The sequence below is a fragment of the Candidatus Eisenbacteria bacterium genome, assembly GCA_005893275.1.
Taxonomy (GTDB): domain Bacteria; phylum Eisenbacteria; class RBG-16-71-46; order SZUA-252; family SZUA-252; genus WS-7.
Window position 1 is genome coordinate 12,679 of record VBOW01000065.1, and the last position, 24,877, is coordinate 37,555.

23 protein-coding genes, 2 tRNA genes and 1 other RNA gene are annotated in these 24,877 nt (G+C 65.2%); 16 read left to right on the top strand and 10 right to left on the bottom strand.

Translation table 11 applies throughout. The features are described from left to right. Positions 1-100 precede the first annotated feature (100 nt). Together E6K76_10545 and E6K76_10550 are read left to right on the top strand one after the other, a co-directional pair. Positions 101-625, top strand: a complete 525-nt coding sequence (locus tag E6K76_10545) for a DUF1572 domain-containing protein (protein ID TMQ57369.1) — start codon at positions 101-103, stop codon at positions 623-625. Continuing rightward, entirely contained in the window at positions 453-1,880 is a 1,428-nt protein-coding gene (locus E6K76_10550; GenBank protein TMQ57370.1) for an MFS transporter, read from the top strand. Before E6K76_10545 ends, E6K76_10550 begins: the two co-directional genes overlap by 173 nt. On the opposite strand, the gene E6K76_10555 is transcribed toward E6K76_10550, so the two are convergent. Together E6K76_10555 and E6K76_10560 are read right to left on the bottom strand one after the other, a co-directional pair. Continuing rightward, positions 1,842-3,515 (bottom strand): tetratricopeptide repeat protein, encoded by a 1,674-nt coding sequence (locus E6K76_10555; GenBank protein ID TMQ57371.1) that lies wholly within the window; start codon positions 3,513-3,515, stop codon positions 1,842-1,844. The genes E6K76_10550 and E6K76_10555 overlap by 39 nt on opposite strands. A gap of 74 nt (positions 3,516-3,589) precedes the next feature. Beyond that, on the bottom strand, positions 3,590-4,969 hold the full coding sequence (locus E6K76_10560) for an amino acid permease (protein TMQ57372.1): 1,380 nt from the start codon (positions 4,967-4,969) through the stop codon (positions 3,590-3,592). Positions 4,970-5,094: 125 nt separating this feature from the next. Here E6K76_10560 and E6K76_10565 point away from each other — a divergent pair, with 125 nt between their 5' ends. The 3 genes from E6K76_10565 to E6K76_10575 are packed head-to-tail and all read left to right on the top strand — an operon-like array spanning position 5,095 to position 8,423. After that, on the top strand, positions 5,095-6,162 hold the full coding sequence (locus E6K76_10565; protein ID TMQ57373.1) for an AI-2E family transporter: 1,068 nt from the start codon (positions 5,095-5,097) through the stop codon (positions 6,160-6,162). 27 nt (positions 6,163-6,189) lie between these two features. Next, positions 6,190-7,116, top strand: a complete 927-nt coding sequence (locus E6K76_10570) for an ABC transporter ATP-binding protein (GenBank protein ID TMQ57374.1) — start codon at positions 6,190-6,192, stop codon at positions 7,114-7,116. Beyond that, complete coding sequence (locus tag E6K76_10575; GenBank protein ID TMQ57375.1) at positions 7,113-8,423, top strand: ABC transporter permease; 1,311 nt, start codon at positions 7,113-7,115, stop codon at positions 8,421-8,423. Before E6K76_10570 ends, E6K76_10575 begins: the two co-directional genes overlap by 4 nt. A 25-nt stretch (positions 8,424-8,448) precedes the next feature. Here the strand turns inward: E6K76_10575 and ssrA are convergent. Then, positions 8,449-8,796: a transfer-messenger RNA gene (ssrA, locus tag E6K76_10580) on the bottom strand. A gap of 205 nt (positions 8,797-9,001) precedes the next feature. Between ssrA and E6K76_10585 the strand changes: the two genes are divergently transcribed. Both E6K76_10585 and E6K76_10590 read left to right on the top strand, forming a co-directional pair. After that, complete coding sequence (locus tag E6K76_10585) at positions 9,002-9,610, top strand: porin family protein (GenBank protein TMQ57376.1); 609 nt, start codon at positions 9,002-9,004, stop codon at positions 9,608-9,610. A 167-nt stretch (positions 9,611-9,777) separates the two neighbouring features. Then, positions 9,778-10,386, top strand: coding sequence for a porin family protein (locus E6K76_10590; protein ID TMQ57377.1), 609 nt, complete (start codon positions 9,778-9,780; stop codon positions 10,384-10,386). 40 nt (positions 10,387-10,426) lie between these two features. Here E6K76_10590 and E6K76_10595 read toward each other — a convergent pair whose 3' ends face one another. Continuing rightward, the gene (locus E6K76_10595; GenBank protein ID TMQ57391.1) at positions 10,427-12,883 is read right to left on the bottom strand and encodes a sodium-translocating pyrophosphatase; all 2,457 of its coding nucleotides are present in this window, start codon (positions 12,881-12,883) and stop codon (positions 10,427-10,429) included. A 294-nt stretch (positions 12,884-13,177) separates the two neighbouring features. On the opposite strand from E6K76_10595, the gene E6K76_10600 reads away from it, so the two are divergent. Next, positions 13,178-14,581, top strand: coding sequence for an FAD-binding oxidoreductase (locus E6K76_10600; GenBank protein TMQ57378.1), 1,404 nt, complete (start codon positions 13,178-13,180; stop codon positions 14,579-14,581). After that, on the top strand, positions 14,581-15,231 hold the full coding sequence (locus tag E6K76_10605; GenBank protein TMQ57379.1) for a DNA-3-methyladenine glycosylase I: 651 nt from the start codon (positions 14,581-14,583) through the stop codon (positions 15,229-15,231). The genes E6K76_10600 and E6K76_10605 overlap by 1 nt, the downstream gene beginning before the upstream one ends. Positions 15,232-15,249: 18 nt before the next feature. Here the strand turns inward: E6K76_10605 and E6K76_10610 are convergent, their stop codons facing one another. Next, positions 15,250-15,834, bottom strand: coding sequence for a hypothetical protein (locus E6K76_10610; protein ID TMQ57380.1), 585 nt, complete (start codon positions 15,832-15,834; stop codon positions 15,250-15,252). 367 nt (positions 15,835-16,201) lie between these two features. Here E6K76_10610 and E6K76_10615 point away from each other — a divergent pair, with 367 nt between their 5' ends. The 5 genes from E6K76_10615 (at position 16,202) to E6K76_10635 (ending at position 19,008) form a co-directional block, all read left to right on the top strand. After that, on the top strand, positions 16,202-16,588 hold the full coding sequence (locus E6K76_10615; GenBank protein TMQ57381.1) for a DUF488 family protein: 387 nt from the start codon (positions 16,202-16,204) through the stop codon (positions 16,586-16,588). Between the two features lie 92 nt (positions 16,589-16,680). Continuing rightward, entirely contained in the window at positions 16,681-17,112 is a 432-nt protein-coding gene (locus E6K76_10620) for a hypothetical protein (protein TMQ57382.1), read from the top strand. Continuing rightward, complete coding sequence (locus tag E6K76_10625) at positions 17,109-17,378, top strand: hypothetical protein (protein ID TMQ57392.1); 270 nt, start codon at positions 17,109-17,111, stop codon at positions 17,376-17,378. The genes E6K76_10620 and E6K76_10625 overlap by 4 nt, the downstream gene beginning before the upstream one ends. Positions 17,379-17,401: 23 nt before the next feature. Continuing rightward, positions 17,402-18,166: a DUF899 domain-containing protein gene (locus tag E6K76_10630; protein TMQ57393.1), complete on the top strand. Its 765-nt coding sequence runs from the start codon at positions 17,402-17,404 to the stop codon at positions 18,164-18,166. A 50-nt stretch (positions 18,167-18,216) separates the two neighbouring features. Then, positions 18,217-19,008, top strand: a complete 792-nt coding sequence (locus E6K76_10635) for a DUF2182 domain-containing protein (protein TMQ57383.1) — start codon at positions 18,217-18,219, stop codon at positions 19,006-19,008. Between the two features lie 31 nt (positions 19,009-19,039). Here E6K76_10635 and E6K76_10640 read toward each other — a convergent pair whose 3' ends face one another. From E6K76_10640 to E6K76_10650, 3 genes are all read right to left on the bottom strand, one after another. After that, positions 19,040-20,185, bottom strand: coding sequence for an acyl-CoA desaturase (locus tag E6K76_10640; protein ID TMQ57384.1), 1,146 nt, complete (start codon positions 20,183-20,185; stop codon positions 19,040-19,042). A 201-nt stretch (positions 20,186-20,386) separates the two neighbouring features. Then, a tRNA-Lys gene (locus tag E6K76_10645) sits at positions 20,387-20,462 on the bottom strand. A gap of 53 nt (positions 20,463-20,515) precedes the next feature. Further along, positions 20,516-21,184: a hypothetical protein gene (locus E6K76_10650; GenBank protein TMQ57385.1), complete on the bottom strand. Its 669-nt coding sequence runs from the start codon at positions 21,182-21,184 to the stop codon at positions 20,516-20,518. Between the two features lie 133 nt (positions 21,185-21,317). Between E6K76_10650 and E6K76_10655 the strand changes: the two genes are divergently transcribed. Continuing rightward, positions 21,318-22,706, top strand: a complete 1,389-nt coding sequence (locus E6K76_10655) for a hypothetical protein (GenBank protein ID TMQ57386.1) — start codon at positions 21,318-21,320, stop codon at positions 22,704-22,706. A gap of 61 nt (positions 22,707-22,767) precedes the next feature. Here E6K76_10655 and E6K76_10660 read toward each other — a convergent pair whose 3' ends face one another. Then, positions 22,768-23,205 carry a single-stranded DNA-binding protein gene (locus E6K76_10660; GenBank protein ID TMQ57387.1) on the bottom strand — a complete coding sequence of 146 codons (438 nt, stop codon included), beginning with the start codon at positions 23,203-23,205 and terminating at the stop codon, positions 22,768-22,770. Positions 23,206-23,395: 190 nt separating this feature from the next. On the opposite strand from E6K76_10660, the gene E6K76_10665 reads away from it, so the two are divergent. Continuing rightward, positions 23,396-23,469 (top strand) — tRNA-Pro (locus E6K76_10665). Between the two features lie 24 nt (positions 23,470-23,493). On the opposite strand, the gene E6K76_10670 is transcribed toward E6K76_10665, so the two are convergent. Beyond that, positions 23,494-24,877: hypothetical protein (locus E6K76_10670; protein ID TMQ57388.1), on the bottom strand; the 1,384-nt coding region annotated here is incomplete at its 5' end.

Below are 24,877 nucleotides of genomic sequence, written 5' to 3' on the forward strand. Positions count from 1 at the left end.
CCGGAGCGCACGAGGCACCTTGGGCGATACGCCCAAGGTGCCTTTGTGTCCTCGTAGCCAAGCCGGTTCCGTTTCAAACGGATCCAGTCGGGAGGATCGAATGAACAAAGCCCAGCTCGGCAGGTGGTGGGATCATTTCAGGACCGTCAACGGGATCACGTTGCGCGGGATCAAGGCGATCCCGAAGGACAAGATCGAATCCAAGCCATGCAAGGACATGCGCACGCCGAAGGAGCTCATCGTGCACATGTATACCTCGATGCCGGCGGTCGCGGAGGGCATTACCCAAGGGGAGATCACGTGGTCTGATGAGGACGACAAGAAGGCCGCCGCGGGCCTCACGTCGCTCGAGGACCTCCTGCGTTACGCGTCCGATGGCTGGAAGGCGACCGATCGCGCTGTGCAGTCGCTGACCGACGAGAAGATCACGCGCATGGTCAAAACGCCGTGGGGTGAGAGCTTCCCGGGGTTCGTCTGCGTCCAGATCATCTACGACGAGCACCTGCATCACCGTGGCCAGCTCTACGCCTATCTCCGCCAGTTGGGAATCGAGCCGCCGTTCATGTGGGACTTCGAGCACAACGCTCCCGAGTTCCAGCCGCGAGCGGCCGCGCAGCAGGTCTGAGAATCTGGCCGCACAACCGCCAAATCCTAGGGGGTCGGACGCGACGAGCGCCGGCCCCCTTCGCGCACCCGCCCCGATCGCGTTTCTCTGGAGCGCCCAGTTCTTCTCGCAATTCGGGGATTCCGTCTTCCAGCTGGCTTTTATCTGGCTCATCCTCGACCTCACCGGATCGAAATCGGCGACCGGCATCGCGGCCACGATCTCCTACCTGCCTTCGCTGATCTTCGGAATCGGCGCGGGGCTCCTCGTCGACCGGTGGAACCGCAGGATTGTCATGATAGGCGCGGATGCGGCCCGGGCGGCGCTCCTCGCGGCCTCCACCGTGCTCTACCTCACGGGCGCGCTCACGCCCATCTTCCTGACCGCGATCGCCTTCGGGGCCGCCACCGCCTCCGTCCTCTTCTATCCGGCCCGCGATGCCATGCTCCCCGAGCTGGTGTCGCGCGAGGGGCTGAATCGGGCGAACGCTTGGGTGCAGCTCTCGCAGCAGGGCGCCTTCTTCGCGGGCCCCATGGTCGCGGGTTATCTCATCAAGCGCTTCGGCGTCGTATCGGCGTTCCCCACCGGAGCGCTCTTCTTCCTCTGCTCGCTGGGAGCGCTGCTTTTCCTGAGGGGCGCCGGAGCGGGACACCGGCGAAGCGATCCAAACCGGATCAGCCTCTCGCAGGATTTCCGATCCGGCCTCAAGGCGATCGCATCGGACCGCACGCTCGTTCTCCTCCTCGGACTGACCGCGCTCAACAATCTCTTCATCATGGGACCCGCGATCGTGGGAACCGCGGTGCTGGTCCGCGACACGATCCATGGGGACGCCTCGGCCTACGCCCTCGTCGAAGCGACCTACGGCGTGGCCATGATCCTGGGCAGCCTCACGATCGGGCGCCTCGGCGCGCGAGTGGGATACGGGCGCCTACTCCTGATCGGGATCACGATGGACGGGCTGACCTATGTCCCGATCCTCGTATGTAAGACTCTGCCCCTTCTGATCGCGATCTCCTTCGTCCACGCCCTGGTGATCCCGGTGATCACGATTCCACGAACGACTCTCGTCCAGGGAATGATCCTCCCCAGGCTCCAAGGGAGGGTGTTCGCGCTCGTCAACGTTGTCGTGCTCGGAACGACGGCGATCTCCTCGGGACTGACCGGGCTGGTGCTCGATCACATGGGCGCGCCGGCTCTCTTCGGATGGATCGGCTCGCTGGCGACGGCGACCGGGCTACTTGGGTTCGCGTCCCGACGGTTGCGCGGGCTCTGACGGGGGCGGGAGGGGAGCCCTCAGCTCGACCAGCTTTTTCCGGGTGAGCTCGTCCGCCGGATCGATCCGGGAGGCGCGCTCGTAGAGCGCCAGCGCATCCCCCCTGCGCCCGGCTTTCTCGCGGAGGACGGCGAGGTTCGTGAGCGCGAGCGTATTGTCGGGCTCAAGCTCGGCCCCGCGCGTGAGCGACCGCTCCGCCTCCGCCGTTCGTCCGTGGGTCGCCTGGAGCACGCCGAGATTGACCCAGGCTTCCGCGTAGTCGGGATTCTTCCGAATCGCCGACTCGAAGAGACGCATCGCCTGCCCGGCATCTCCCTTGATCGCGAGCTTCACGCCAAGGCTGTACTCCGCGTCCGCGTTCATCGTCTTGGGCATCGGCCCTTGAGCGAGATTGCCCAGGAGGAAAAGAGACGCCACGCCCGCGATCGCCGTGGCGCGCTCCCGAGCGCGCGCCTCCTCGAGGAACCACCGCGCCCCGGCCGCCGCGAAAATGAGGAGCGGCGGCACTAGCGGCAGGCGGTAGCGCGCCGTGATGAAGAAGGCGAGAACCGCGGCTCCGTACGCGACGACGATCGCGGCGAGCATTGGGGCTCGGCGCCAGCACGCCGCCATGCCGACGAGCCCGAGCGGCATGAGAAGCCCGAACGGAAACGCCAGTCCCGGGACTTTCCAGAGCAGGAGGCGAAGCGCGGGCGAGTGCGCGCGGGCGGGATAGATCTCCTGGTTGCGCGGGATCTCGTTCCCGGCGAGGAGGAGGTAGAGCTTCTTGAGCTGAAGCCGAGCGAATCCGAGCGGGTCGGATCCCGCGTAGGCGATCACCTTCCCGACGAAGTAGCTCGAGGCGGCGCCCGCGCCCCGGATCCCTTCCCGGCGCGGCTCCAGCACGAATCGCTTCCAATGCAGGTCGGGGCGGATCGCCACGGTCTCGTCGTAACGCGGATTATTCCCGATGAAGAGGTTGATCCCGCCGTTCCAGGAGATCGGAATGAATTCGCCGCCTCGCTCCAAGTTGCGCCACAGGACCGGGGCGATGGCGAGCGCCAGGCCCACGAGGACGATCCACGCGCGCCGGCGCGCGACGGCCGCGAGGACCGCCACGATCACGAGCGATGTCGCCGTGACGATCGAGGCAAACCCCGCAACGAGGCCCGACCCTCCCCAGAGCCAAGGGCCGCGCCGAGGGTTCTCGCGCGCGAGGAGCGCCAAGAGGATCGAAGCGAGCTGGAGCGCGATCGTGAGCGTGGGCGTGAGAAGCTCCCCGTCGAAGTAGATCAGCATGCCGTACAGCGCCGCGCCGATTCCCGCGTAGAGCCCGACCCTCCGGTCGAAGAGCCGCGCCCCGATCCACGCGGTCATCACGGCGCTCGCCGCGCCGAGGAGCGCCTGCACGATGCGAGGCGCGAGGTATCCCGGGCCCGCGGCCGCATAGATCCAGCCCAGAAAGTAGGAATAGCCGGGCGGTTGCCAGAAGATCAGGTCGGGATGGCCGTGGCCCGAGGCGATCGAGCGCGCGGCATCGTCGTACGTTGCCGCGTCGATCACGGGGTTCACGAAGAAGGGGCTCGCGCGCATCGCGAGCACGTGGATGAGCCGCGGCAGAAACGCCACAACGAAGAGCAGGAGCATGGAGCCCACGGAAAGCCCCGGCCCCTGCGCGTGCGACCGCCCCGGTGCGCGCGCTCGTCCCGGCGCGCGCGTCGGTCTCGGCCTCACCCCGGGTGGCCCGCCGCGGCTCGGCCGCGGCGCTTGCGTGCCCAAAAGTAGGAGAACGGGAACCCGAGCGAGGCGACGAGCACGCCGGCGGCGGCGCGCCACCCGCTCGAGCTCAAATCGCTCGCCACGATCGCCACCGTGACCAGAATGAAGACGAGCGGCGTGATCGGGTAGAGCGGGGTGTGATAGCTCGGCGCCTGGACGATTCCTTGCCGCTCTTTCCGCCTGTACACGAACAGGGCCGCGATCGTGATCCCGTAGAAGAGCCACGAGGTCGTGACGAACCAGCCGGACACGTCCTCGAACCCGCCCGCGAACCAAAGCCAGATCGTGGAGAGCGCCCCCTGGATCCAGAGGGCGACGTCGGGGGTGCCGCGTTCCACGTTGACATGCGCCGCGCGCTTCCAGAAGAGCCCGTCGGCCGCCATGGCCAGCGTCACGCGCGGGCCGGTTAGAATCGAGGCGTTCACCGTGCCGAACGTCGAAACGGCCACGAGGACGGCGAGGGCGCGTCCGCCCCAGTCCCCGAGGATCCGCCGCATCGCCTCCGCGCCCACCGCTTCGTAGGTGCCCACCTCCGCCGGGCTCAGCACCGAGAAGTAAGCCAGATTGGTGATCACGTAGACGACAACGACGAGCATCGTCCCGCCCAGGATCGCGATCGGGAAGTTCCGAGCGGGGTTCACAACCTCTCCCCCCACGTAGGTGGAGTCGGTCCACCCGTCGTAGGCGAAGAAAACCGGGATCATCGCGAATGCCAGGGCGAGGAGGAAGGGGTGACCGCGGTGCGGCACGGTCACGACCTGACCGGCGGGCGGCCCGGCGTGAGGAAGAAGGAAGGCGGCGAGGCAGAGGACCAGGATGCCCGAGACCTTGAGCGTGGTGAGCACGGTCTGTGTGCCCGTGCCCTGCTTCACGCCGAGCAGGTTGACGAACGTGAGGAACGCGATCGCTCCGAAACCGGCGAAAAACTCGGCGCCCTTGCCGAGCCCGACCGCCTGGCAGAAGTAGGTCGCGAACACGCTCGCAATGGAGGCGATCACCGTCGGCTTGATCACCCAGAGGCTCGCCCATCCGAAAATGAAGGCCAGGCGGTCCCCGAAGCTCTCGCGGATGAAGACGTAGAGCCCCCCGGTTCGCGGGTGGGTGACCGCCATCTCCGCGAGCGCGAGCGAGCCGCACATCGAAAGAACGCCGCCGAGCACCCATGCGAGCAGCGCCGCGGCCGGGCTCGTCAGCTCCTGCGCCACGGAATGAGGGGAGCGGAAGATACCGGATCCGATAATGCTCCCCACCGTGATCGCGGTCGCGGCGTAGAGGCCGATCCGGCGCTTGAGCGGGGGCTCCTCGCGCGGGGGAGGTGTCTGGCCGACCATGGCGGCAGACCGTACCCGCTCCCGGTCGCGCTGTCCACGGCATCCGTCCGGTGAGGAACGGTATACTGTTGCGAACGGTCACCTTCGACCCGCCCGCTGGGCGGGGCTCGTGTTGCGGAGGCGTAATGGCGATAACGGAAAACGGATCGGCCCGGATCATCCTGATCGCTCTGCTTGTCGCTTCGCTCGTTCTCGTCTGGTTGATCATCCGGCCCTTCGCCGCCGCTCTCTTCATGGCGGCGGTGCTCGCGGTCACGTTTCATCGCTGGTATGCCCGGCTCCTTACCCGTGTGCGCGGACGCCGAACCCTCGCCGCCGGCATCATCACAGCCTGTCTCGTGCTCGCGCTGGTCTTGCCCGTCGCCGCTCTCGGGGTGATTGCGGTGCGGGAGGCCGCGGAGAGCCTGGATTTTCTCCACAAGGTGCTCGCAGAGGAAGGCGTGGAAGGACTCATCCGGCAAGTGCCCGAGCCGATCCAGGGCTGGGTCGCCCAGCGGTGGCGCCAGATACCGAAGCGCGACCAGAATGCGGAATTTATCTTCAATCTCGAGCGTCGGGCGGCCGCGTCGATCCCCCGTCTCCTCAACGAGGCCGGGCAGATCGTCGCCCAAGCCCTGCTCATGTCGGTCGCGCTCTTCTTCATGCTCATGGACGGCGGGAGGCTCCTCGCCTGGCTGGACGTGATCTCGCCGCTTCAGCGAAGACAGATGCGCGAGCTGTTCTCGGAATTCCGTCGCGTCTCGGCCAGCGTGTTGCTCGGCTCGGTGGTGACCGCGGGCGCGCAGGCCGCGGCCGCGCTCGTCGGGTACCTCATCGCGCGGGCGCCGAATCCTTCCTTCCTCGCCCTCGCGACGTTCTTCCTGGGGCTGATTCCGATTCTAGGCGCCGGAGGATTTTCCTTCGCGGTCGCCATCTATCTCTACCTGACGGGGCATGTCTATGCGGCGGTCTTTCTCGCCATCTGGAGCACGTTCGTGGTCGGGATGGTGGACAACGTCCTGAAGCCGATCGTGATCAAAGGCGGGATGGAAATGCACGGGGCGATCGTCTTCTTCGCGTTGATCGGAGGGCTCGCGGCGTTCGGTCCCGTCGGACTCGTGCTCGGCCCGCTCAGCGTGAGCCTTCTGCTCGCCGTCCTGCGCATCTACCAGCGCGACTTCCCGGAATCCGAAGGGGCCGCGGCCTCACCGTAGCAGCGGTGTCCTTGGAGGAGAGATTTCATGAACGCCCCGCTTCGCGTCGAATCGCTCGTCAAGTCCTATGGCTCCCGTCCCGCCCTCGCGGGGGTTTCCTTGCACGTGGCCGAGGGGGAGATCTTCGGTCTCCTCGGCCCGAACGGCGCGGGCAAGACGACCCTCATCCGCTGCGTCGTGGGCCGGGTCGTGCCGAACTCAGGGTCCATCACGATCTTCGGCGATCCGGTCGGGAGCGCCCAGGCGCGGGCGCGGATCGGCTACATCCCGCAAGAGATCGCGCTCTATCCGCGGCTCACCGCCGAAGAGAACCTCACCGTGTTCGGACGCTATGCCGGAGTCTCGGGGGAGGCGCTGCCCGGCGCGATCCGGGGCTGCCTCGATTGGGCCGGCCTCACGGAGAGATCCAAAGAGCCGGTGATGAAATTTTCCGGCGGAATGAAACGAAGGCTCAACATGGCCGCCGGGCTCTTGCAGAGGCCGAAGCTCGTCCTCCTCGATGAGCCCACGACCGGGGTCGATCCGCAGTCGCGCCAGCGGATCTACGCGATGGTCGAGGAGCTTCGCGCGGACGGCGCCTCGGTGATCTACACGACCCACTACATGGAGGAAGCCGAGCGGCTCTGCGACCGCATCGCCATCATCGACCACGGGAAGATCATCGCGCTGGGAACGCACGGGGAGCTGGTCCGCCAGAATTTCGGCTCGAGGTGCGAGCTGGTGCTCCACTGCGACGGGGAGGCCGCGGCGGCTCACTCGAAGTGGGCGGAGGCGCGAGGCGGCGCCGTGAACGGAGCCTCGTTCCGGTTCCCCGTCTCTGATCCGGCCTTCGAAATCGCCGAGATTCTCGAGTCCGCGCGGGCCGAAGCGGTTCCGGTCCGCGATCTCTCATTCAAGTCGCCGAACCTCGAATCGGTATTTCTCCACCTGACCGGAAGGGGGCTCCGCGAATGATCTTCTCGATCGTGCGAACGGGCTTCATGAACCTCCGCCGGGACCGAGGCGCCCTCACCTTGAGCTTCATCGTGCCGATCGCCTTCTTCTCGATCTTCGCGGGGATCTTCGGAAGCAGGAGCGGCGGGACCGACCCGATCCGAATGGCGGTGGTCGACGAAGACCATAGCGAGCTGTCCCGGCGCCTCGTCGAAGCGCTGCTGGCAGAGGGAGGCTTGAGAGCCCAGACCGGACCCGCGGCGGCGAAAGGGGCTCAAGCTTCCCTCTATGACGCGCGCACCGCGGAAGCCGCCGTGCGCTCGGGCGATCTCCCGGTTGCGGTGATCATTCCGAAGGGGTTCGGGGAATCCCCAATCCAGTTCGGCCCCTCGGCGAAGCAGACCAAGCTTCAGATCCTGAACGACAGCTCCGATCCGATCGCGGCGCAAGTGGTGTACGGGCTGATTCAGAAATCGGCGATGGTCTCGCTCCCGGACGCAATGGCATCGGAAGGCGCCAAGTACCTGGACCGCGTGAGCGGCGGGCTCACGAGCGAGCAAAGGGCGCGGGTCGATCGGTCCATGCAGGAGCTTCGCGTCTACTCAGAGTCGAGGCGGAAGCAGGCGGCCGGCGGTGGCGGCGGCGCGGGCGCCGCGGCCGGCGGCACGACCCTGACCGGCCTGGTCTCGGCGGATATTCGGGACGTGGTCGGGGAGAACAAGAAAAATCCGCTCGTCGCCTTCTACGCGGCCGGCATCGGCGTCATGTTCCTTCTCTTCAGCGCGTCGGCGGCGGGAGGGGCGATCCTGGATGAATCCGAGAGCGGCACCCTCGACCGGATCCTCTCTTCGCGGGTGACGATGAGCACCCTACTTCTCGGGAAGCTTCTCTATTCGGCGCTACTCGGAATCAGCCAGCTCACGGTGATGTTTCTTTGGGGAGCGCTCGCGTTCAAGGTCGAGCTGTTCCGCCATCTCGGAGGTTTTTTCCTGATGGCGACGGTGACCGCCTTTGCCTCGGCCGGCCTGGGTCTGGCGCTCGCCGCCTCGTGTAAGACGCGGGCTCAGCTCGGCGCGCTCACCACGCTCGTCGTGCTGGTCATGTCCGCCCTCGGTGGTAGCATGGTTCCGCGTTTCATCATGCCGGAGTTTCTTCAGAAGATCGGGCTCGTGACGTTCAACGCGTGGGCGCTCGACGGATTCACGAAGATCTTCTGGCGCGAGGAGCCGGTCACCCACGTCTGGCCGCAAGTGCTCGTGCTGGTTGGAGCCGCGACGCTGTTTTTCGCGATAGCGCGAAGGCTCGCGCGCCGGTGGGAGGTGGCGTGATCCGGGCGCGCGGAAGCGGGAAAAAAAGTGGAGGCGGAGGGAATTGAACCCTCGTCCGAAAGTAGATCCAGAAGGAGCACTACGCGCGTAGTCCGTTATCCAGATTTCGCAGCCCCGGACGCCAACGGACTAGGTCACGGTGCCGCTAGCTCGATGTGATCTCGTCCCCCCGACTCAAGCGGATCGTTGGGACCAGCCTACCTTAATGACGCCCGATCCAGCCTCGGCAGGCTCAGACCGGTCGAGCGTGGCAGCTAAGCCGCCAGAGCCAATTCAGAATTGGCTTTTGATCTTCGCCCGTGGTTTTACGAGGCCTACGGGCACCTCGGCGCGCGTTCCTAAATTCACCACTCCGTCGAATCCGTTCGCCCCCAATGGGTTACTGTCTATCCTATGATTTCGTGAGCTGCTCCCAGGATTCTACCAGGGTCGGCCCCATAGTTCATCCAGATATCCCTTTACCCCCCCGCGATAGGTAAGTACACTGCCTCGGCTTTGCGGAGGGGTTCCCATGGCCCCCCGCGCCTGCAACTATTGTGGCACCCAAGCGCGCAGTTAACCCCGAACGTGGAGGTACCATGAGGTCCCGGAAGAGCCTGTTTTTGCTAGCGGCGTTTCTGCTCCTCGTCCCTGCGGCGGCCTTCGCCAACGGCGGCTGGATGATCGATGCACGCGCCGGTGTCGGACTCCCGATGGGCGACTTCGGTAATGAGTTCAAGTCGGGTCTCCTTATCGGCGTCGATGCCTCTCACATGATGAGCCCGCAGTTCGCCCTCGGCTTCGATGGGAATTACATCAAGAACAACCCCAGCGATGACAACCAGGCAGCGCTCGACGCCGTGTTCGGGCCGGGCACGGATGCCGCCGCCAAGTTCCTCCACTACGGCGTGCACGCCAAGTACATGATGTCCACGAAGGGTACGAAGATGACCCCGTACCTGGTCGGCGGAGCAGGTCTCTACAATGTCAAGGTCGAGGTCACGCCTCCAGGTGGTCCGGACATCAGCGATTCGGAGACGAAGTTGGGTATTCGCGGCGGCCTTGGATTGAATTGGATGATGGGGCAGAACTGGGGCCTCGGATTCCAGGCCGACTACAACGATGTCTTCACGAGCGACCAATCTTCGCAGTACATCGGACTCTCGGGCGGGCTTCACTTCAATCTCACGCCAAGCTCGCACCAGTAGTCGGCAACGATTCGACTGAACCGTCCGCGCGCGGGCGGGCAGAAAACAACCCGGCCGGGGAGCAATCCTCGGCCGGGATTCTTTTACCAGTTTGGCATCGGCAAGTGCCCTCGGCACCGGTAGACTCATTTTTATCCGGCGCAACCCCACCCAAACGGGGAGATACCATGGAATCCTGGAAGAGCTTTTTCCTGATTACGGCCGTGCTCCTCGTGCCCGCCGCGTCCGCCTCCGCGAGCGGCGGATGGCTGATTGACGCCAACGCGGGGATAGGCATTCCGACGAGCGATTTCGGCAAGGACTGGAAATCCGGCCTCCTGATGGGCGCCTCGGCGGCCTACGCGCTCACCCCCCAATTCGCGGTCGGTGTGGACGGATCGTACGTGAAGAACGACCCATCCAACGATTACGCGGCGATCCTCAAGTCCTCCAGCGCGGATGATGAATTCAAGCTCGTCCATTACGGCGCGCACGGGAAATGGATCGCTCCCGCGACCGCGAACCGGGTGAGCCCCTACCTTGTGGCCGGGGTGGGGCTCTACAGCGTGAAAAACAACTACGTGGAGCCGACGTTTTCGGTCGAATCGACCCAGACCGCCTTCGGGCTTCGCGGCGGCGTGGGGTTCGATTGGATGATCGGCTCGACCTGGGGTCTTGCGTTCGAGGGCGACTACCACCACGTCATGATCGACAAGGACAAGTTCGGATACAAATCGGCGCCGTTCATCGGAGTGACCGCCGGCATTCACTGGGCGCTGCACCCGGGGGCGAAGTAGGCGCGCTAAGGCAGGCGCCGGGGCCGCCTTTACTTCCCGCCTACTTCGTCGTCCCCGTGATCCGCATCGCGTAGAACGACCGCCAGACAAACGTCATCGACACGAGAAGAAACGCCGCGGCCAGGACGCCCGTCAGGGTCGGGCCCTGCTGGCGCGCCAGGGAAACGGCCAGCTCCACGGCGAGAAGCCCGAAGAGGGTCGTGAACTTGATCACCGGGTTCATGGCTACGGACGAGGTGTCCTTGAACGGATCCCCCACCGTGTCGCCGACGACGGTGGCGGCGTGCAGCTCTGTTCCCTTCTCCTTCAAGGTCACCTCGACCACCTTCTTCGCGTTGTCCCACGCCCCACCCGCGTTTGCCATGAAGATGGCCTGGAACAGACCGAAGAGCGCGATCGAGATCAGGTAGCCGATGAAGAAGAAGGGCTCGACGAAGGCGAACGCCAGGGTTCCGAAGAAGACCGCGAGGAAGATATTGAACATCCCCTTCTGCGCGTACTGGGTGCAGATCTCGACAACCTTCTTGGAGTCGGAGACCGAGGCTTTGGTCGTCCCCTCGAGCTTGATGTTCCGCTTGATGAACTCGACCGCGCGGTAGGCGCCCGCCGTCACCGCCTGCGTGGAAGCTCCCGTGAACCAGTAGATCATGGCGCCCCCCGCGATCAGGCCCAGCAAGAAGGGCGCGTGGAGGAGCGAGAGGTTCGCCACGTACTCGGGCTTCAGGCCCTCGGTCAGGGCGACGATGATCGAGAAGATCATCGTGGTCGCGCCCACCACGGCCGTGCCGATGAGAACCGGCTTGGCGGTCGCCTTGAACGTGTTCCCGGCGCCGTCGTTCTCCTCGAGATTGTGCTTCGCCCGCTCGAAGTCGACGTCGAATCCGAACTGCGCCTTGACCTGCTGGCGGATGCCCGGGATCGTCTCGATCACCGATAGCTCGTAGATGGATTGCGCGTTGTCGGTCACCGGACCGTAGGAGTCCACCGCGATCGTCACCGGCCCCATCCCCAGAAACCCGAACGCCACAAGCCCGAAGGCGAAGACAGCGGGGGCGATCATGAGACTTCCAAGCCCCAGCGTGCTGACCCCGTACGCGAGCGACATGAGGATCAAAATCGCGAGGCCGAGCCAGTAGGCGCTGAAATTCCCCGCCACGAGCCCCGACAGGATGTTGAGCGACGCGCCTCCCTCCTTCGAGCAGGTCACGACTTCGGCCACGTGCTTGGAGTTCATGGAGGTGAAGATCTTGACCAGCTCGGGGATTACCGCTCCCGCCAGAGTGCCGCACGTGATCACCGTCGAAAGCTTCCACCAGAGCGACCCGTTGCCCAGGCCGCGGATGAGCACGTACGACGCGGCGTAGGTGGCCGCGATCGAGACGAAGGAGGTCAGCCAGACGAGACGCGTGAGCGGATGCTCGAAGTCCATCTTGTCGGCCGTCGCGTACTGGCGGCGGCTGATCCACTCGTTCACCTGGTAGGAGAGCCCGCTCGCGACCACCATCATGACGCGCATCACGAAGATCCAGACCAGGAGCTGAACCTGGACGATCGGCTCGCGAACGGCCAGCAGGATGAAGGAGATGAGCGCGACTCCGGTCACGCCGTAGGTCTCGAAGCCGTCGGCCGAGGGGCCCACCGAATCTCCCGCGTTGTCGCCGGTGCAGTCCGCGATCACGCCGGGGTTCCTCGCGTCGTCCTCCTTGATCTTGAATACGATCTTCATGAGGTCCGAGCCGATGTCGGCGATCTTCGTGAAGATGCCACCCGCGATTCGGAGCGCCGCGGCGCCGAGCGACTCTCCGATCGCGAAGCCGATGAAGCAGGGCCCGGCCATGTCCCCCGGTACGAAGAGCAGGATGATGAGCATGATCAGAAGCTCGACCGAGATCAGCGCCATGCCGATGCTCATGCCGGCTCGGAGTGGTATGGAGTAGCAGGAGAAAGGCTTTCCGGTCAGGGCGGCGAACGCGGTCCGGGAGTTGGCCAGCGTGTTGATCCGGATTCCGAACCACGCCACGCTGTAACTTCCTGCCATCCCGACGAGGCTGAAGAACAGGATGACCGCGACCTTGAAGGGCGGGAATCCTCGCTGGATCTCGCCCGCGGCGTTGACGCCGGTCACGGCCAGCCAGCCGAAGTAGACCAGGACGATGGCGCTGATGAACGCCCATAGCACGATGAGGAACTTGCCCTGCTGGGTCAGGTAGGTCTTGCAGGTCTCGTAGATCAGCTCCGAGATCTCCGCCATGGATTGATGGACCGGGAGCTTCCGGATTCGCGTGTAGGCCGCGATGCCGAACACCATGCCGAGGGCGCAGATGAGAAGCCCGAAGATGAGAAGGTTGTGGCCGTTGACGCCTCCGACGAACGTCACGGTCTTGAGGTCCGGAAGCGCGAGACTCGCCTCTCCCCCGCCGTGATGCGTCCCACTACCCTTCGCGAAAACCGTCGCGGGGGGCGCGAGCACGCACAGCGCCGTAAGCGCCGCCAGCATGAGGGCCACCAGTGCCGTCCGACCTCTGGTCCCGATTCCCAGCATTATTTCTCCTCAATTCGAGTTTGCGGTTGGAAGGGGTTGGCCGCCCGACGTGGCAGGCGCTTCATCGCCCGGTGAAAGTTGCAAGGCATCGCGAGAACAAAGGTTTATACCAGAGAAGAGGGGTGGTGTCGAGCGGAGGTTTGGGAGACGGGCCAGCTGCCCCGGTTAGCGTCACAATTTCATCCGCTGGCGAGGGGGCCCCGCCGCGTATATCCTCGGGGCTCATCTGCAAAGAACAAGGGGGACTCCATGACACGGCCGGCTGAAGTCGTATCGATCGACGCATCCGCCATCGAAAACCTTCTCAAGACATTTCGGGGCGATGTCGTCCGTCCGGGGGGTGCCGATTACGAGAAGCTCCGGAGGGTGTGGAACGGATCGATCGATCGCCGCCCCGGGGTCATCGCCAGATGCACCGGGGTCGCGGATGTCCTGGCGGCGGTCCGATTCGCACGGGAGCGGGGACTGCTGGTTGCGGTGCGCAGCGGCGGGCACAGCTTCCCCGGCTTGTCCGCTTGCAACGACGGCATGATCATCGATCTGGCTCCCATGCGAGGAATTCGCGTGGATCCCGAGCGTAGAACGGCGCGAGCCCAGGCCGGCGTGCTCCTGGGCGAGTTGGACCGGGAAACCCAAGCGTTCGGCCTCGCGGTTCCCGCGGGCGTCGTGACCCACACCGGCCTCGCGGGGCTCACGCTCGGCGGCGGCATCGGTTGGATCATGCGGAAGTACGGGCTTACGATCGACCAGCTTCTCTCCGTCGATCTCGTCACCGCGAACGGAGAGTTCGTGACGGCGAGCGAGAGCGTGAATGCCGATCTGTTCTGGGGCGTTCGCGGTGGCGGCGGCAACTTCGGCATCGTGACCGAATTCGAGTTCCGGCTGAACCCGCTCGGTCCTCAGGTCATGGCGGGCCCGGTCTTCTGGACGATGGAGGAAGCTCCCCGGGTGCTGCGTCTCTACCGTGATTGGATCGCGGACTGTCCCGATGAGTTGATGACCATCGTCGTGCAGCGTCGCGCGCCAGCGCTCCCCGCCGTCCCACCGGATCTCGTCGGGAAGCGCGTGATCGCGGTGGCCGCCTGCTACGCGGGTCCGGTGGAGGACGGAGAGCGCGTGCTGCGGCCGCTCAAGGGATTCGGGTCGCCCGTGCTCGACCTGTGTCAGCCCAAGCCGTTTCTCGCTCATCAGGCGATGTTCGACCCGTCGTTCCGGCGCGGCTGCTGGTATTACGTAAGGTCCTGCGACGTCGCGCGGCTCGACGACGATGTCATCGATATCGTGGTGGAATACGGGAATCGCATCACGTCACCCATCACAAGCCTCGCCCTGTGGCAGATGGGAGGTGCCGTCTCCCGAGTCGCTGACGACGATACCGCATTCCACGGCCGGAACGCAGGCTTCACGTTCAACATCAACGGCAACAGCGAAACCGGGGATGGATTCGACGCAGAGCGGGAGTGGGCCCGCGCCTTCTGGACCGCCCTCGCTCCACACCACACGAGCGTGTACGTCAATTTCTTGATGGAGGAGGGGGAGGAGCGCGTCAGGCAAGCCTACGGAGCGCCGAAGTACGCGCGGCTGAAGGCGCTCAAGCGAACCTACGACCCGACGAATTTCTTTCGCATGAACCAGAACATCCGCCCGGATTGATGGCGGGCAGACGGGTCTGCGCGTGGGCCGGCGACGATCCCCTGATGCGTCGCTACCACGACGAGGAATGGGGCGTGCCGGTGCACGACGATCGGCGCCTCTTCGAGTTCCTAATCTTAGAGGGTGCGCAAGCGGGCCTTTCGTGGAGCACGATCCTTCGCAAACGGGAGAGCTACCGCGAAGCCTTCGCCGGTTTCGATCCGGCGCGTGTCGCTCGTTTCGATGCGCGGCGGCGGGCAATGCTCCTCAAGAATGCGGGCATCGTGCGGAATCGCCTCAAGGTCGAATCGACCGTGTCGAACGCCCGCGCGTTTCTCGACGTGCGGAAGGAGTTCGGGAGCTTCGACAGCTACGTCTGGCGATTCGTGGATGGGAAGCCGATCCAGAATCACCGAACAAGCCTGCGCGAGGTCCCCGCGCGCACCCCGGAATCGGATGCCCTGAGCGTCGATCTCCGAAAGCGGGGCTTCCGGTTCGTCGGGTCCACGATCATGTACGCCTTCATGCAGGCGGTGGGAATGGTGAACGATCATGAGGTCTCGTGCTACCGCCAACGGGAGATCGCGAGCCGGCGTGAGCGTGCGCCGGCCAGGAATCGAACCCAAAGAGTCGAGGCCCGGGACGGTGGCCCCGGGCCTCGCTCATCGTGATTGTCGGAGACGATGATGCTAGGGACGTGAATAGACGCGGAACTGCGCGATCCGGAAGTCGGGATTCGCGTCCACGGTCCACATCAAGTCTACGAGGCTCGCGTCGAACATTGCCGAGGGAGCGAGCGTGAACTTGGATTGACCTTTGCCGCGCGTCAAATCGATGGTCCCCACCTGACACAGGGTTTCACCATTTAGGAAATCGGACAGGGTGTCCGCGCAGACGTGCAGATTCCCGCCGATCTTGCCCAAGATCCTGACGTAGATGTCGTAGATTCCGACCTGGTTCGTGGCGAGAACGGCCTGGTGACCGGCGGTCGCGTTACAGTCCACGATGCTCCAGTCGGTGGTGGAATTCGTGACGCGCACCTGTGCCCCCTTCGCGTCGCGATTGACGAAGATTCGGTGACCGTTGCCGCAGTCACCCCCGTAGCTCTTGGTCGCGGGATAACCGATGACGTTGAAATTGAAGACTAGCTTGGAGCCCGCCGGGATCGGCGAGGGATTTGCCCAGGCTGCCGTGGTTGCCGCCAAGAGGAGAAGCGGGCAGAAAACCAATGCCACAGCGGAGGGCAAGCGGTACCGGGACTCGGACTGGCGCATGGATGCAACTCCTTCAGGGTGTACGTCTCTTTGGCCTACTCCCGGAACGGCGCGCCCGGGTGTCTGGCTTGGACTGTGTTTGGAGATCGTCGCGATCGACCGGGCCCCCCCAGGGCCCCACGGCGCAAGGCTGAACAATGCAGCTAGCGTGCCCTCCACTCGTTGCAGAGTGCCGCGCTTCCAACTCCGGCATCGGCGCGATGGTTCGATCGTGGGGACCTGGTGCCGCGCAAATCGCATTTCGTGGGATATACGATCCGGTTCAACCTCGCGCGGCGAGGAAGGCTTCTTGCTTTGTTTGTGATGCGTTTACCATGGGGGCGCTGGGATCATCCCTGGTTGCCGCCGACCGCATCAGGAGCCGCCCATGAGCGTTCGAATTGTCCGTCTTGGCACTTCGCGTGACCACGGCGAGGGAACAAGGATAGGAACCGTTCGTCGCCCTCCCCGCGGTGTGCCGAAAGGCGAGTTCTCGTCCCAGAACTGGTACGACGTCTGGTTTCCGAATCTGGCTCCGAGCGTTGAGACGATGAAGGTCGGCCAAGAAGCGAGGACGCCGGCGCAATGGGCCAAGTTCACGAAGAGGTACAGGGCCGAGATGGCAGAGCCCTACGCCAGGCACGCCCTGAAGCTCTTGGCCGCACTGTCGCATGCAACGAACTTCTCCGTGGGCTGCTACTGCGAGCACGAGAGCCGCTGCCACCGCTCTATCCTGCGCCAACTTCTCATTGAGAACGGAGCCAAAGTCGAGTAGGGGCTGCGTCTACGTGGCTTAAGTCGGGAGGTACCGTGTCAGATCGCGCGAGTCGGAAGTACGTGGATCACCCGGCGCCGAGCGTTGGCCTCGTGACAATCCTCCTTCTCGCCATCTTTGCCACGGTCGCCGTCATCCCCGAAACGCTCAGCGCTCCCTCTTCTCAGCTCTCAGTGCCGATCTGGGCTGCGATCGTACTCACCGTGGCCATTCTCTGCCTCTTTTTCTGGCCACTCTATTCGACCTTCTACACAGTGAGTCCGGAAGGGCTTCGGGTCCGTTACGGACCCTGGACCCGGCACTACCCATGGTCCGACTTCGTCACCGCATATTGGCAGAAAGGCATGTTCGCCACTCGAATCGGCTGGCCGTCGGTGACGCCATGCGTCCGGCTGTCCAACGGTGTTCTGCTCAAACGAAGAGCGAAACGATTCGGTCTGTACCTTACCCCCAACGATCCAAGAGCTTTTCTTCTGAAGATCGCTGAGTTTGCTCCAGACCTCACCGCAGAAACGATCATCTGAATACCCCGCATCCCCCCGCCGCGGTGTGGGGTGGTAGCGGCGTGGTTCCCCGAGCGGCCTGGCAGAACTTCCCTACGGACCTTCCGCACTTTCTCAGTTACTTCGTGGCGAACGAGGCTCACCATCGTGGGCAGCCGGTCATGCTGGCGCGGCAATTGGGCACCGCCTGCCTTCAGGCGTCACCGCGGGGCTCTGGCAGTGGACCAAGCGGGCGCGCGAATGATGGGCCCCTCCAAGTAACGACAGGAAGGAGAGAAGAGCGATGACGAAGCTGAAGGAGAAAGGAACAATGACGAAGCACACGACCGGGACACGTAATGAGTGGCTCGCGGCACGGCTCAAGCTGCTCGAGGCGGAGAAGGAGCTAACGCGGCGCAGCGACGAGCTGGCGCGGCGGCGGCAGGAGCTCCCGTGGGTCCGGATCGACAAGGAGTATCGATTCGAAACCGACGAGGGGAGCGCCTCGCTGGCAGATCTCTTCCGAGGCTGCTCGCAGCTCCTCGTCTACCACTTCATGTTCGGGCCCGACTACACGGCGGGGTGTCCGCACTGCTCGGCGATCGCGGACGGGTTCGACGGCTTCGTCGTCCATCTCGCCAACCACGACGTCACGCTCTCGGCGGTGTCGCGGGCTCCGCTCGCCAAGCTGCAGGCGTTCAAGCAGCGGATGGGCTGGACGTTCCCCTGGGCGTCCTCGCTCGGCGGGGACTTCAACTTCGACTTCAACGTCTCGCTCACCGAGGAACAACAGCGCGAAGGGGCCGAATACAACTACCAGCGCGAGGCGGCGAGGAGACGGCGCGAGGGTTCGGAGGGTGGCGACGCGGGGTCCTTAGCGGCCACGACCGGAACCGACGTGGCCACGTACATGCGCGAGAGGCCGGGCATGAGCGCGTTCGCGCTCGAGGAGGGCGTCGTCTACCACACCTATTCCGCCTATGCGCGCGGACTGGACGGCCTCTGGGGCCTGTACCAGTGGCTCGACCGCGCACCCAGGGGACGCAACGAGACCGGCGTCTGGATGCGCCGCCACGACGAGTACGACAAGCGCTGAGGGAAGTCATGGTTGTCGTGGCGCAACCGCGGGACGAGATCTCACGACACATGGCTTCCGCGCGAGCTTCCCGACAAGCTTTTTTGGGCGTCTCAGCACTGCTCTTCGCTGCCAGCGCGGCGGGAACGATCGTCTGGTGCGCGTCCATGTCGGTGGTGGGCGAGATGCCGATGCCCGGCGGCTGGACGATGTCGATGGCGTGGATGCGGATGCCCGGGCAGACGTGGCCCGTCGCCGCGGCGTCGTTCCTTGGCATGTGGATCGTGATGATGGTGGCGATGATGCTGCCGTCCTTGGTCCCCATGCTGCAGCGCTACCGCCACGCCGTCGGCAGCACAGGCGAGACGCGGCTGGGTCTGCTGACTGTCCTCGCGGGCGTGGGGTACTTCTTCGTCTGGACCGTGTTCGGAATGGCCGCCTTTCCGCTGGGCGTCGCGCTGGCGGCGGTCGAGATGCAGCAGCCGGCGCTGGCGCGGGCCGTACCGATCGCGGTCGGTGTGGTTGTCCTGATCGCCGGCTCCCTCCAGCTCACCGCGTGGAAGGCGCGTCACCTTGCCTGCTGCCGGGAGCTACCCGGGCGCGGCCGTACGCTGCCGGCCGACGCCGGCACGGCCTGGCGACACGGCCTGCGCCTCGGCCTCCACTGCACCCAATGCTGTGCCGGTCTGATCGTGATCCTCCTGGTCATCGGGGTCATGGACCTTCGCGCGATGGCTTTGGTCGCGGCAGCCATCACCGTCGAACGTCTCGCGCCGGCCGGTGTGCGCGTCGCGCGAGCCACCGGGGCCGTGGTTGTCGGGGCAGGGTTGTTTCTGATCGCGCGAGCGGCCGGGCTCGGATGACCGCATCGACTCGGCCCCCCGCATCGGCCGGTCACAGGATCGACGCGAGAGGGTTCCCGAGCCTTTTCAGGGTTCGATAGTGGGATCGGATCGCCGCATACATCGTCTCATGGTGGTGATACGGCACGCCGTGCTTCACCGCAGTGTCGCGTACGATCCGGCTGAGGGCGGGATAATGAGCGCTGCACACTTTGGGAAACAGATGGTGTTCGACCTGGTAGTTCAGCCCGCCGACGTACCAGGACAGGATCCGATTCGACATCGCGAAATTCGATGTCGTTTCCATTTGATGAATCATCCAGGCGTTGTCCATCTGGCCGTTGGGCTCGGGACTCGGATGCTCTGTGTCTTCGACGACGTGCGCGAGCTGAAATACGATGCCCAGAATCGCTCCCGCCGTGAGATGCATGGCGAGGAATCCGATCAGGAACTGCCACCAGGCGATCTTCAGGACCATGAGCGGGATCACAATGGTGTAAGCGTAGTATAGGAGCTTCGCGGCGAGAAGTGTCGCCACCTCGGATCTGGGGTGTTGCCTACCGCGGAAGGGACCCAGCTCTTGCTTGAGGAAATAGCGATAATCCTTGGAGAACACCCACTGAAGTGTCGTGAGGCTGTAGGCGGCGAACGCGTAGAGATGCTGGAACCGGTGAATGCTCCGCAGCCTCGCCTGGGGTGACAGGCGCAAGAGAGGTGACGCCTCGAGATCCTCGTCTAGGCCGTGAATGTTCGGATATGTGTGGTGGATGACGTTGTGGGTGATTTTCCACATGTATCCGCTGGCGCCCATCAATTCGAAGCTGAAGCCAAGAAGCTTGTTGATCCGAGGGCGCGATGAGTACGCCCCGTGAAGGGCGTCGTGTGCGATGCCGAAGCCGATACCCGCGACTCCTGCCCCCATGACGACAGCCAGGCCAAGCATCTCCCAAGGGGGAAACCGATTGCTGAGGATTAGGCCGTAGGCCCCGAATGTGACGGATAACAAGACGAACGTCTTGGCCACCATCGAGGCATTGGCCTTCGAAGAGACCCCTCTCGTCGCGAAGTATTCCGCGACGCGACACTTCACGTCCTCGCCGAACCCAGCGGCGGCGCCTGCTGCGAAGGACACCCTTGCGCTTCTAGGATTAGGACTCACCGGGAGACAACTCCTCCCTGTGGATTCGGTGCGCCGCATTCCGAAGACGGATCCGCCCGGCGGGCACAACATAACAAACCTGCGGCTGCCCCGGCCAGTTCCAAGCTCTAAGCCAGGCTGTGCCGCGCGTTTGAAGCTGGGCGGTCAGCCCCGTGCTCATCGTGCACAAGATGGGGTTCGCTCCGGATACGCTTCACGCGACGGTGCGCGCGGAGCCACACTACAGTCGTCCAGCTAAACTGGTGCGCCGCCTAGGAATCGAACCTAGAACCTACTGATTAAGAGTCAGTTGCTCTGCCAGTTGAGCTAGCGGCGCGCGCGGGGTGGGGTAATACAGCCGCTAGAAGCTAGGCGAGGGGGGCGCGAAAGTCAAGGTTCGGGGACGCGTTCCGCCATCCGCCGCGACTTCGCGTCGCGTAGAATATCGCGCATCTCCTGGTTGAGCCGCCGCGCCGCTTTCTGGATTCGCTCGGAGGCGGCGTGCTGCCGCGCGGAGAGATCCCTTTCCTCGCGTTTCGTCCGCGTCTCGTCTTGGCGATCCGCTGTGAGCTCATCCAGCTCCCGGGTGACCTGGTCCAGCTCGCGCTCCAATTCCTCGGTGGACTCGCCACGGCTCGCGCGCCGAGCGATTTGGCCGGCGAGGCGGCCCTGCCGGCGCATCAGCTTCGCCTGGCGCCGGGAGCCATCCGAATCGCCGAGCGCCCGCTCGGCCCGGGCGCGGGCGATCTCGCCCACCTCTCGGCCGGCTTCCCCCACCGGCTTCGCCGCGTCCTTGGCCCGCGCGATCAGGGGTCGATCGCGGATCACGTAGCGATCCTCACCCAGGCGGATGTAGAGGAATTCTTCCCCGAAATCCGATTTGAGCTTTTCCACGGAGTCGAGATCGTCCAGACCCGACATGCTGGTATTGCCGTGCGAGACGATCGCCCAGCCTAGATACTCCCGGTCGTTGTCAAATCCATATGTATATCGGCCGGCCGAGACGCTGGCGGGAATCACGGCCAGGGTGAGGACTGCCAAGGCGAGAGTAGGACGCATGGGCTCTCCTGACGTTGGGGGGACCCTCCACAGCGGGCTTCGGAATCAGATCGTTAGATGGGGCTGGCCTTCTCCGCGTTGAAACCATAGTTTTGCCGCTCGGGGAGCCCCAAACTGGGGAACTCCAGGCCGCTTGGACGGTGTAAGGAGAGAGCCGAACCCCAGGAATGCAACCCCAGGAGCCTCCGTGACCCACTCGACCCGTACCCGTTTCGTCGCCTCGCTCGCCCTGGCGCTCCTGCTCGGCGCCGCCGCCTGGAACTGCGCGCGCGCAGGCGAGAAGCCGCGCACCCGCGTGCTCTTGGTCGGCGTCGACGCAGGCGAATGGGACGTGCTCGGTCCCCTTCTCGACCAGGGCCGATGCCCCAACTTCGCGCGGATGCGCGACCAAGGCTCCAGCGGAAAGCTCCGCTCCCTCGAGCCCCTGACCAAGAGCCCGATCATCTGGGCGAGCATCGCGACGGGGAAAGTCCCGCAGAAACACGGCATCCTGGATTTCTTCGTGAAGCAGCGCCAACAGGAGAACGCGCGCGCGCGCGCGGCCAAGACGCCCGGCGAGGATGAATCTCCCGCAACCTCGAACCTCTGGAGAGCGCGCTCGATCTGGCAGATCCTGGGCGGGCTCGGACGCACGGTCGGCGTCGTCGGATGGTGGACGACGTGGCCCGCGCAGCCGGTGAACGGCGTCCTGATTAGCGATTACGTTCAGTACGACGTGGGCTCCTGGCCCAAACGGGATTCGCGCCGCACGTACCCCGACAGCCTGGACGCGATGGTGGAGCGGTTGAGGCGGAAGCCCGAGAGCGTGTCCTGGGCGGAGATCTTCCAGTTCGTGCCCGCGATCGACACGACGAACGTGACCCCGCGGCAGGAGCAGCTGGTCCACGAGCTCCGATGGGTCTATGCCGCCGACATGACCTTCTACCGCATCGCGATGGAGCTCTATCGCACGAAGCATCCCGACTTCTTCACGGTCTATTTCCGTGGGGTCGACGAGATATCGCATGTGTATTGGGACATCGATTTGCCGGGGGGCACTTACAGCCCGCCGCTCACCGACGCGGAGATCGCATGGATCAGGCATCTGATCCCGAACTACTACGTCTTCACGGACCGCATGCTCGGCGACTTCATGAAGGAGGCGGGCGCGGGCACCGACGTGATCGTCTGCTCCGACCACGGGTTCATGGGCGGGGGAAAGGGCGTCATGGCGCACAAGCTCGACGGGATGATTTTCATGATGGGGCCGCACGTCGTGAAAGGAGGGAACATCTCGGGCGCGACCGTCCTCGACATCACGCCGACGATTCTCGCGATCTACGGACTCCCGACGGCCCGCGACATGGACGGGCGACCCATCCCCGGGGGGCTCGAACCCCAGATCGTGAAGCGCGTGGAGCGCGAGACCCGGCTTGAGACCTACGAGACCGCGCGCGCGCCCGGACAAAGCGAAGAGCCTCTGCGCTCTCCCGTGGATCAGGAGCTGCGCGAGAGGCTCCGCTCGCTCGGATACATTCAGTAGATCGGGGGCCGGCCCCGAGGCGGCCCGAAACCAAGCGGCCGTTAGACCGAGCCCCGCCCGGCTAGAACGGCAGATCGTCGTCCGCGGTGCCCCCCGCGGGCGAAAGGCTTTCCTCCGGGGCACCGCCGCGCGGTGGCGCATCCATCGCGGGCTCACCGTTGCGCTCTCCCGCGCGCCCGAGCATCTGCATCGTCTCGCAAATGACCTCGGTCTTGTAACGCGTCTGCCCTTCCTTGTCCTGCCACGAGCGCGTCTCGAGACGCCCCTCGACGTAGACCTGCTTTCCCTTCGTGAGGTAGCGCTCGCAAATCTCCGCGAGCTTGGCCCAGGCGACGATCGAATGCCACTCGGTCTTCTCCTGGCGCTGCCCGTCCTGCCCGGTCCAGTTGCGCGAGGTCGCGAGTCTGAAGTTCGCGACGCGCTGCCCGCCGGGCGTGGTGCGGACCTCCGGGTCCGATCCAAGATTTCCTACCAGGATGACCTTGTTCACTCCTGCCACGTTACACCCCCAATGCGATGAAGTTTGTGTCGGGGCTTTCCTGGACGATAGGCCGCCGCGCGCGCCGCGTCAAGCGGGCCTCTTTCGGGGCTCGCGCCCGGAGCCGGAGGCCCGTTTTGCGCCGCGGGCCGCTTCGATTGACGCTCCGGGGCGGCGGCGGTTACAGTGGCCTCGAGGCGCCGGTCATGACCGGGGCGTAGCGCAGCCCGGTAGCGCACCTGCCTTGGGCGCAGGGGGTCGGAGGTTCAAATCCTCTCGCCCCGATTCTCGCCGGCGCCGCCTTATCCCCTACTTGGAACCTGCACGACCGGGCTTCCTGCCCCCCACCCCTTGCGAGAGCGCACGCTTCGCTGCTTCCCGGACTCCGAAGGCGTCGGCGAGCCCGGGGTTATACGCAAGGGCGCTGTCCGCGGCGTCCCGGGCCTGACCGAACTCTCCCAGCGTAAGGCTCGCTCGCGCGAGGTCGTTCCACGCGTTCGCGGCGCCCGCCGTGTCTCCTCGCCACTGTCTCCGCACGGCGAGCCTCAAGGTCTCGGCCGCGGCCGCCGTTCTCCCCTGATTCAGCGCGATCGAGCCGAGATCGGCCAGCGGCGGCGCGTAGTCGGGATAGGCCGTTGCACAGCGAAGCGCCATCTCCCGCGCGTCCTCGTCCAGCCCCGAGGCGAGGAACCCGCGCTCCGCCGCGACCAGGACGGTGGGGTTGAGCGGGTCAAGGGCTACCGCGCGTAGAAAGGCCTGCCGGACTTCATTCATTGAATTCGGCTGGGGTCTCATCGCTGCCTGAGCCGACGCCACGCTCGCGAGAAGGACCCCCGTGTCTCCATCCTCGGGCGCGGCCCGGACGGAATTCATGAGCGCGCCGCGCGCGCGAACGAAAGAATCCCACCTTTGGTCGGGGTCGTGCCCCACGAGCCCTTCGTAGAAAAGCGAGCGCCCGAGCTCGGTGTAGTATCGTGGATCCCACGGGGCGGTTGCCGCCGCGCGGGCGAGAAGGTCCTCGCGCTGGCGACTCCCGGCCGGATAGCGCAGGCCCTCGGCGAGAGAGATCTCGGCGCGGAGCGGCTTCGCGACAAGCGAAAGCCATACGGCTCCCGCGACCGCGGCCCCGACCGCGAAGTGCCAGACCGAGCGCGGCGAGGCCGTCGCGCCCGACGTGTGCGCGGAGCCGCCCGCCTCCTGCTCCGCATCCGCGAGCCACGCCGCACGCGCCGCCCAGCCGGCGAGCGCGGCAGCGAGCGAGCTGGTCGCGACCGTCGCGAACCCGACCAGACTCGGCACGGCATAGCCCACGAGCGCGGCACCGGCCGCGACCGCGGCGCCGCGCGCTTCGGGACTCCCGCGGCGCGCCACACGCCACACCGCCCGAGCCGCGAAGAGCGCGATCGCCAGCGCCGCAAGGCCTCCGAGAATTCCTTGGGTCGCGAGGATCTGGATCGCATCGCTATGGGCTTTCGCCGGCGTGCCGCCCCATTCGAGCTCGGTCAGCCTGGAGGTTCGATAGCGAGGAAACGCGGCGAGATAGGCATCGACGCCGACACCCAGCGCGGGATGGTCCTCGACCATCCGGATCCCGGCGCGCCACAGCTCGACGCGTGTCCGGGAGGTCGGGGCGCTGAGATCGGTGAGCTGGCGGGCGCGGTCGAGAAACGGGCCTCTCATCGGCGTGACGAGG